This is a genomic window from Archangium violaceum Cb vi76 (assembly GCF_000733295.1).
In the GTDB taxonomy this organism is placed as follows: Bacteria; Myxococcota; Myxococcia; order Myxococcales; family Myxococcaceae; genus Archangium; species Archangium violaceum.
Map to the genome: position 1 here is coordinate 20,692 of NZ_JPMI01000296.1, position 7,731 is coordinate 28,422.

Consider the following 7,731-nt stretch of genomic DNA (forward strand, 5'->3'; position numbering starts at 1 on the left):
AGATGTGCAGTCAGTAGTGAGCAGCACTCGCTGTGTACGTGGAAGGGTAGCAGGCAATCATGAGCATCCACCCTTCCTCCGTACTGCAGCACGGGAATGAACACGGATTCGCTGCATTTCTGCCGTCTCTGGCGTTCAACTAGAGATGGCAGAAATTTCCCTCGAAGTCTGGTTCTCCCTCTGTGTTTGCCCATCTTGGAGAGTGAATAAGGGCGAAACACCAGCCAGCGAATGGCTATGGAAGAATTATCACCCCGCGAAGACGGAGCGGCGCTCCTTGAGCAGGGCCTGGAGCATGCCCTGGATGGACTCGCGGGTGCGCTCGGTGAGCCGCTGCACCTGGGACATGTCCTCGGCGGCCTCGGGCGGCAGGTCTCCCATGCCGATCGGATCTCCGAAGCGGATGGTCCACCGGGCCGGCAGCGGAGGCGGCGTCAGCGGCAGGTAGGGCAGCCCCAGGAAGCCCGCCGGCAGCTTGGCGAACAATGGCACCGTCTCCTCGGCGCCCACGATGGCCACCGGGACGATGGGCGCGCCCGTGCGCAGCGCCAGCTTCACGAAGCCGCCTCGTCCGAAGCGCTTGAGTTGGTAGCGCTGCGCGAAGGGCTTGCTCAACCCCTGGATGCCCTCGGGGAACACGATGACCGGGCGCAATTCGTCCAGCAGCCGCAGCGCGTTCTCCGGGCAGGCCCGTACCGCGCCCATCCGGTTCATCAGCGTGCCGAGCATCGGCGCGTGGAAGACCTGGTCCTCCGCCAGCCAGCGCGCTTCCTGCAGGTCCGGCCGCTCGCGCGACAGCGCCTGTTGCAGCACCGGCCCGTCGATGGGCAGCGCTCCCGAGTGGTTGGCCACCAGCAGCACTGGCCCCGCCGGCACGTGGCTCGCGCCCTGCACCGACACCCGCCAGTACCGCTCGTACAGGAAGTCCAGCACCGGCTGCATCACGCCGCCGAGCGCCGCGTCCTTGCCGTACTCGTCGATGGTCGTGCCGCCTCCCACGCCAATACCCGTGAGCGCCGCGCTCAACAGCCCCTGCGCCGAGCCCACCGTCTTGCTGAACCGCTCGCTCGCCAGCGCCTGGAAGGCGGCCTCCTTCGCCAGGGACAACAGCCCCGCGAAGCGATCCCCCATGCGGTGCGGCTCGGCTCCAGGAGACTCGGCGGTGAAGAAGGCGTCGGCGGTGCTGCTCACGGCGGGCTGCACGGGTGCCAGCGCGGCCTCCACCTGCACCTCGATGCGGGCTTCCTCCGCGGCCTCGGCCTCGCTGTCCGGGGCGTACTCGTCCTGGCTCGCGTCGAGCACCTCGACGGTCACCGTCTCGGTCACCGTCATCTCCACCATGTCCTCGAAGCCGGGCATGGCGACCGGTCCCGTGGGCAGCGGCTCTCCGATGGCCTCTTCCAGCTCCCGCAGGGCCTCCACGGCCGAGAGGGTCTCCGCCGTCCGCTCTTGCGGCTTCGCGTCCGCCCTGGCCGACTCGGACCCGGAGGCAGCCTTGCGCTCACGCTGCTCCTCGACGGGAGCGCGCGCCTCGGCCTGGACTGGTACCGGAGTGACAGGTGGCTCGACCGGAGTGCCCGCCGTGGTGCCGGTGGCGCTGAACGCCTCGGGACGGCCGCGCGCCTCGGGAGAGGGCGGCGTGGCGGGGGTCTTCGAAGCCTTCCCCTTGGGGGCCGAGGCCTTCTTCCCCTGTGCACCCGAGGTGGGCTTGGGCGCGGCAACCTTCTCCGCCGCGGGCTTGGGTGCCGGCTTGGGCGCGGCCGAGGGCTTCGGCTCAGCGGCCCTGGCGGCGGGCTTCTCCTTCGGAGCCGGAGCGGGCGCCTTCTTCGCGGCCTTCGCCGGGGCACTCTTCCCAGCGGCCTTGGTGGGCGGAGGCGTGGCCTGGGCCTTCTTCGGCTCCGGGGCCGCCGTACCAGCCGTCTTGCCCTCCGAGGGCCGCTGAGCGGCACCGCGCTGGAAGGGATCGTTCCCGAGCACACCCTTGGCCATGATCAACTCCTCCGCATCGCCGCCACGGCGTCCCGGGCGTGGAACATGGGGATGAAACCGAGCTCTTCCTCCGCCCGCTCGCCGTTGGCGACCCATCCGTAATGCATGTAGTCGAGCAGGGCGGTGGGGAACCCCGGTCCCCCCAGCGAGGTCATCGTCTTCAGGGCCGTACGGTAGAGCGGTCCGGGCAGGGGGAGCGGCTGGGCGCCCGCCTGGCGGATGAGCCCCGAGAGCGGCAGCACCCCGCGTCCGACGATGTTGAACTCACCCTCGGCGTTGGCGCTCAACGCCTGGTACAGCGCCCGGGCCGCGTCCTCCTCGTGGAGCGCCTGCCAGAGCGGATCGAACCCCAGCAGGGTGGGCACCACGCGGCGGGCCACCATCCGCGTGGCCGGGTTGTCCATGTGCGGGCCGAACAGCGGCGCGAAGCGCAGGACGATGACGCGTGTCTCCGGGTGGCGGTCGCGGAAGGAGCGCACCTGCTTCTCCACCTCGACCTTGTCGGTGACGTAGCGGCTGCCGGGGCACCCCGACAGCGAGGTGTCCTCATCCAGCAGGGCGGGGTGCTGGCCGCGTGCGCCATAGAGCGCCGTCAGCGAGGGGACGATGAGCCGCGGCACCCGGGCCCGTCCCACCGCGCTCAGCACACTCATCGTGCCGATGACCTCGAGCTCATGCGCCAGGGATCCATCGCGCACCGGCCCATGGAGGAAGGCCAGATGGTAGAAGACGTCCACGGGCAGCTCCGCGAGCGCGTCGGACACCTCGCTCTCCGCGTCGTGCCGCGTGAGGTCCACGCGATGGAAGTCCACCTTGTCACCGGCGGGCTTGGCCACGTCCAGGACCAGGATGCTCTCCACATCGGGGTCTCGCTCCAACAGTGGGAGCAGCAGCCGGCCAAGGTCGCCGGCAGCGCCCGTCACCGCGACGCGAAGTCCCCCCTTGCTCGCCTGAGTTGCTTCCATACGGGAGTGGGCGTGATAGCTCAGAAGCCCACCGTTGTCAGCCGCGACGCGTCAGGATTGCTGGCCAACTTCCCGGGTCCTGCGCATCATATGACCTCCCATGGCACGTATCGCCCGCCTCAGTGACGTCCTCATCAACAAGATCGCCGCCGGCGAGGTGGTGGAGCGCCCCGCCTCCGTCGTGAAGGAGCTGGTGGAGAATTCCATCGACGCTGGCTCTCGCACCATCCGCGTGGCGCTGGAGAAGGGGGGGCTGGGGCGCATCACCATCTCGGACGACGGGCACGGCATGGGGATGGAGGACGCCCGGCTCTGCCTGGAGCGCCACGCCACCAGCAAGCTGCGCGAGCTGGACGATCTGTTCACCATCAACACCAAGGGCTTCCGGGGCGAGGCGCTGCCGGCCATCGCCTCGGTGTCGCGCTTCACCCTGCACACGGCCGAGCCGGGGGCGCAGGTGGGCACGAAGGTGGTGGTGGAGGGCGGGAGCGATCCGCTGGTGGAGGAGGCGCCGCCGCGGGTGGGGACGGTCATCTCGGTGGAGGACCTGTTCTACAACACGCCGGCGCGGCGCAAGTTCATGAAGCGCGAGTCCACGGAGCTGCAGCATGCGGAGGAGGCGGTCATCCGGCTGGCGCTGGCGCACCCGGACGTGGCCTTCTTCGTGGAGCACGGGGGCCAGCAGCTCTTCACCAGTCCGGCGAGCCCGGGAGATCCGCGCGAGCGCATCGCCGCGGCGCTGGGGCCGGGGGTGCACCCGCACCTGGTGCCGGTGGAGGAGCGGCGGCTGGGGGTGAGCGTGACGGGGCACATCGCCTCGCCCGAGTACACGCTGCCCAACGCGCGTGGCATCTACACCTTCGTCAACCGCCGCTACATCCGGGATCGGGGCCTCAACAGCGCCATCCAGCGTGGCTTCCAGGAGTTCCTCGCGGCGGGGCGCCAACCGGTGGTGGTGCTCTTCATCGACGTGGACCCTCGGGCGGTGGACGTGAACGTGCATCCGCAGAAGCAGGAGGTGCGCTTCTCGGACGCCAAGGGGGTGGTGGACACGGTGCACGCGGCCATCTCCCGGGCGCTCCGGGCCGCGCCCTGGCTGGGCAACAAGGGAGAGGGTGGGGGACCCGAGCAGCCGAGGCAGGCCGCCCACTACGCCATGGCGGTGGAGCGCTTCCTCACCCGCGCGCAGGAGGCCACCTGGGGCTCGCCGCTGCCGTTGCCGGGCACCCAGGACGCGTCCGTGCCAGGAGGAGGCCCCGTCTCTCCATTGCCCTTCGCCCCCACCTCCATGCCGGGGCCCTTGGGTCTGGCCTTCGCGCCCACCACCCCCGCGCTGCTGCCGGGGCGAGCGCCCGCCTTCGGCCAGGCCCAGCCCCAGCTCAACGAGGCGCCGCCGCCGGGCTACTTCGGCGCGCTGCGGCCCATGGGCGTGCTGGGCGAGCGCTTCCACGTGTGCGAGGGGCCGGGCGGCACGCTGGTGGTGCTGGACGCGCACGCGGCCCTGGAGCGGGCGCGGCTGATGGGCTTCCAGCGGATGGTGCAGCGGGAGGAGGCGCCGGTGCCCACGCTCTTCGGCGCCACGGTGGAGCTGCCGGTATCGGTGGCCAAGGCGCTGGTGGAGGGGCGAGAGGCGCTCGCGCGGCTGGGGCTGGAGGTGGAGCCCTTCGGCGGGACGACGCTGGCCCTCAAGGCCGTGCCGCCCTCGCTGGTGGGCGCGGACGCCCGGGCGCTGCTGGAGGCCCTGGCACGTGCCCTGCCTCCGCCCGGCTCGGAGCTGGACGTCACCACGCTGGCCGAGGGCCTCCGGGTGCTGGCCTGCCATGCCGCGCGCCATGCCGAGGGCCAGCTCAGCGAGGGCAAGCTCCGGGCGCTCCTGGGCGAGCTGGACGCGGCGGACTTCCACCCCACCTGCATCCACGGCACGGTGGTGGTGCTCGAGGTGCCGCTGCTGGAGTTGGAGCGGCGCGCCCTGCGGCCCCCCAGCCCGAAAATTTGACCCTCCACACGTCACTGCTACGGTGCGCGCCCTGCCTGTAGCACCGGGGCGGACTGACGCGAGGAGGAGCGCATGCGCGGCGTGATCACCCTGCGGGACGTGATGGCCAACGTGGGCCTGGTCCGGCGGGAGTTCGGCTCGTTGTGTGTGGTGCGGTGCCTGCTCGCCGCTCTGTCCCGGCGCCGCACCACGTTTCTCGAAGTCGCGCTGCGCCTGAAGGACTCCTGACCGATGCGCCGTCTCCTCCCGCTCGCCGTCCTGCTCGCCGCCGCGAGCGCCTCCGCCCAGGACGAGGAGCTCATGCCGCTCAACGGCGTGGGCCGTATGTCCATCGAGGCGGGCTGGCGGCACACCTCCAACGGCACCTTCTACGACAGCTTCTACTCGCTGCCGGCCTACCTGGGTGTCCAGCGGGCCCCCGAGTCACCGGGTGGCCCCTTCCTGGCGGGCTCCTTCGCGTACTCCGTCACCGAGTTCCTCGAGCTGGGGATCGATCTCTTCGCCACCGGCGAGCAGCTGCGGTTCACGGGGGCCCCCACCATCACCAACATCACCTACGGCGCGCTGGTGGGCCTGCGCCTCCAGACGCTGCTGGACATCCTGACGCCCGAGGGCGTGGTGCCCTTCGTGGGCATCCAGACGGGCCCCACGCTGGTCTACTCGGTGGCCGAGGGAGTGGGCTCGCGGGAGCTCTTCACGCAAGCCTGGGCGGGCACCGTGGGAGCGACCTTCCGCTTCAACGCCCAATGGGGACTGACCGCCGAGTACCGCTTGGCCTTCGCCCGGGGCCAGAGCGTCTTCAACAACAAAGCCGAGTTCAAGGGGCTCTCCTCGTACAACGCGGGGGGCAACTGGTTCGCGCTGGGGGTGACGTACTTCTTCGCATCGGATCCCTCCCGCCCATTCTCCACCTTGCCCTAGCGGCGTACCGCTAGCCTGGCCCCCTGCCTTCGAGGGATGCACCGGAAATTCTTCGGGGCATGGGGCCTGTTTCCGGGGCCGACCACCACGAAGCGGGTGTGAAAAGTCACCAATCCCGCCCGACGGAGCCCCTACGATGCGCGAAGAGGCCGAGATCATTTCCGGGCCCAACAGGAAGATGTCCATGGCTGCTGAGACGAAGCCGGAGCAGAACAAGGAACTGAGCGAGATCCGCAAGGAGGTCATCGAGGCCCGCAACCTCGTGATCAAGACGGACAGCCTGCTGAAGAACCTTCACGCGGAAGTGAAGGCCATTGGCAAGCGCCACGAGGATCTCCAGAAGCGGCAGTGGATTTCTTCCGGCGTGGCGTACGCGATCTTCGCGGCGCTGTGCGTGGCGGGCGCGGTGATGGTGAGCTCGGCGAAGAGCTCCGGCGCGACGGCCGAGCGCGAGCGGCTGGAGAAGGCGGTGGCCGAGCTGACGACGCAGCTGGACAAGCAGCGCACGGAGCTGACGGCGACGCAGACGTCCCAGCGCCAGGCGGCCGAGGTCTTCCGGCTGATGACGACGCTGCCGGGTGACGAGCGGCTCAAGGGTGTGGACGAGCTGGTGAAGCTGGACACCTCGAAGCTGACGCAGCTGGAGCGCCACGCGCTCAACGACAAGGCGGCGCAGCTGCGCCGGGAGATTGGCGACGCGGCGCTCGAGCGTGGCAAGGCGGCCTTCCGCCGCAACGACATGAAGACGGCGATCGAGGAGATCACGCGCTTCGTGGCGATGAACCCGCCGGCGGAGCAGTTGGTGGAGACGTCGTTCTTCCTGGGCGTGGCCTACAACAATGAGAAGAAGCACGAGCAGGCGGTGCCGCAGCTGACGCGCTACATCGAGAGCGATCGGAAGGCGAAGAACCGCGACTACGCGATGCTGCTGCTGGCGCAGTCGCTCCAGGAGACGAACCAGCTGGAGAAGGCCGTGCAGATGGTGAATGACGGTGTGACGCAGCACCCGGCCAGCGAGTACATCTCGCAGTTCCGTGGCCGTCTGGCGACGGTGCGGCGGCTGATGTCGGGTGGTGCGGCGGCGGCTCCGGCCGCTGGGACTCCGGGGGCAGCGGCGGTTCCTGCGGGTGGGGCTCCGGCTCCGGCGGCGCAGCCCGCTCCGGCGCAGTAGTCCTGTCCTCCCTGTCCTCCCTGTCCTCCCTCTCCCTCTGGGAGAGGGTCGGGGTGAGGGTCTTCCCAACCAGGGGCCTGGGTTCCGAGAGGATCCCAGGCCCTTTGTTTTTGTCGGCCTCTAATTGCTCACGGTGATGGAGACGGTGGCGCTGTAGGCGGAGTTGCCGGCGGGATCGTAGGCGCGGCTCCTGAGCCAATAGGTGCCATTGGCCTTGCTGGTGGTGTTCCAGGAGAAGGTGAAGGGCGCGGTGGTGGAGGAGCCCAGCAGGGTGTAACCCAGGTAGAAGTCGACCTTGGAGACGGTGCCCCGTTCATCGTTGGCGGTGGCCTCGAGGAGGACGGTACCGGAGAGGACGGCGCCCGCGGTGGGAGAGGTGAGGGATGTGGTGGGGGCCGTCAGGTCGTTGTTGAAGACGATGTTGATGGAGGAGAGGGCCGCGTTGTTGCTGGTGTCATAGGCCCTGGCCTTCAGGGTACGGGCGCCGTTGGGGAGGCTGCGGGTGTTGTAGGTGCAGGAGTAGGGGGCGGAGGTGTCGGTGCACATCAGGGTGGTGTTCGCATAGAACTCCACCTTGCTCATGCCCCGGTCGTCCGTGGCGGTGGCGGTGATGGTGATGGTGCCGATGATGATGGCGCCCTCGGTGGGATCGGTGAGGGTCACCGTGGGAGGCGTGAGATCGTTATCCG

7 protein-coding genes are annotated in these 7,731 nt (G+C 69.6%); 4 read left to right on the forward strand and 3 right to left on the reverse strand.

Going from position 1 to position 7,731, the window contains the following annotated elements; all coding sequences use genetic code 11:
- Positions 1-249 precede the first annotated feature (249 nt).
- The gene (locus tag Q664_RS40830) at positions 250-1,989 is read right to left on the reverse strand and encodes a lysophospholipid acyltransferase family protein (RefSeq protein WP_043409142.1); all 1,740 of its coding nucleotides are present in this window, start codon (positions 1,987-1,989) and stop codon (positions 250-252) included.
- Positions 1,990-1,991: 2 nt separating this feature from the next.
- The gene (locus tag Q664_RS40835; protein ID WP_043409144.1) at positions 1,992-2,954 is read right to left on the reverse strand and encodes an NAD-dependent epimerase/dehydratase family protein; all 963 of its coding nucleotides are present in this window, start codon (positions 2,952-2,954) and stop codon (positions 1,992-1,994) included.
- A gap of 100 nt (positions 2,955-3,054) precedes the next feature.
- Here Q664_RS40835 and mutL point away from each other — a divergent pair, with 100 nt between their 5' ends.
- From mutL to Q664_RS40850, 4 genes are all read left to right on the forward strand, one after another.
- Entirely contained in the window at positions 3,055-4,950 is a 1,896-nt protein-coding gene (mutL, locus tag Q664_RS40840; RefSeq protein WP_043409146.1) for a DNA mismatch repair endonuclease MutL, read from the forward strand.
- 72 nt (positions 4,951-5,022) lie between these two features.
- On the forward strand, positions 5,023-5,178 hold the full coding sequence (locus Q664_RS60310) for a hypothetical protein (RefSeq protein WP_198956193.1): 156 nt from the start codon (positions 5,023-5,025) through the stop codon (positions 5,176-5,178).
- A 3-nt stretch (positions 5,179-5,181) separates the two neighbouring features.
- Positions 5,182-5,871 (forward strand): hypothetical protein, encoded by a 690-nt coding sequence (locus Q664_RS40845; RefSeq protein WP_043409149.1) that lies wholly within the window; start codon positions 5,182-5,184, stop codon positions 5,869-5,871.
- 184 nt (positions 5,872-6,055) lie between these two features.
- Positions 6,056-7,042 carry a tetratricopeptide repeat protein gene (locus Q664_RS40850; RefSeq protein WP_063934847.1) on the forward strand — a complete coding sequence of 329 codons (987 nt, stop codon included), beginning with the start codon at positions 6,056-6,058 and terminating at the stop codon, positions 7,040-7,042.
- A 120-nt stretch (positions 7,043-7,162) separates the two neighbouring features.
- Here Q664_RS40850 and Q664_RS40855 read toward each other — a convergent pair.
- The coding region (locus tag Q664_RS40855) for an Ig-like domain-containing protein (RefSeq protein WP_043409158.1) at positions 7,163-7,731 on the reverse strand (569 nt) is incomplete at its 5' end.

Bases quoted from the DNA above. Each gene is read 5' to 3' on its own strand.
- mutL (WP_043409146.1), top strand. From the start codon at position 3,055: ATGGCACGTATCGCCCGCCTCAGTGACGTCCTCATCAACAAGATCGCC.
- Q664_RS40850 (WP_063934847.1), top strand. From the start codon at position 6,056: ATGGCTGCTGAGACGAAGCCGGAGCAGAACAAGGAACTGAGCGAGATC.
- Q664_RS40835 (WP_043409144.1), bottom strand. From the start codon at position 2,954: ATGGAAGCAACTCAGGCGAGCAAGGGGGGACTTCGCGTCGCGGTGACG.
- Q664_RS60310 (WP_198956193.1), top strand. From the start codon at position 5,023: ATGCGCGGCGTGATCACCCTGCGGGACGTGATGGCCAACGTGGGCCTG.
- Q664_RS40845 (WP_043409149.1), top strand. From the start codon at position 5,182: ATGCGCCGTCTCCTCCCGCTCGCCGTCCTGCTCGCCGCCGCGAGCGCC.
- Q664_RS40830 (WP_043409142.1), bottom strand. From the start codon at position 1,989: ATGGCCAAGGGTGTGCTCGGGAACGATCCCTTCCAGCGCGGTGCCGCT.